Genomic DNA, 263 nt, shown 5'->3' with positions numbered 1-263 from the left:
CACCGCGGGCGGCACCTTCGTTGCGAATACCGTCGACCCGTTTACTTATCCGTCAGACCCGCGCCTGAATATCAACGACACGCAGCGCGGGCAGCACTTCGGGCAACTCGTCGCGGTGGGCGGAAACCGCATTCTCGTCGCGTCCGGCCAGAACCCCGACACCTTCAACTTCTATCATTTCAATTCGGCGAGCGGCTACATTGCAATACCGGATGGCTCTTTGCCGGGCCCGGCGTTCAACACGACGGTGAAGGTGACGGGAG

The 263-nt window shown here is 61.2% G+C and carries 1 pseudogene; it reads left to right on the top strand.

Annotation, left to right across the window (positions count from 1 at the left end):
* A pseudogene (locus SB822_RS58105) lies at positions 1 to 263 on the top strand (SMP-30/gluconolaconase/LRE-like region family protein); the annotation flags it as partial.

It is taken from the genome of Paraburkholderia sp. SIMBA_054, assembly GCF_046534875.1.
GTDB classification, from domain to species: domain Bacteria; phylum Pseudomonadota; class Gammaproteobacteria; order Burkholderiales; family Burkholderiaceae; genus Paraburkholderia; species Paraburkholderia hospita.
The sequence above is the reverse complement of the archived record's forward strand: the minus strand, read 5'-3'. Positions and strand labels throughout refer to the sequence as shown.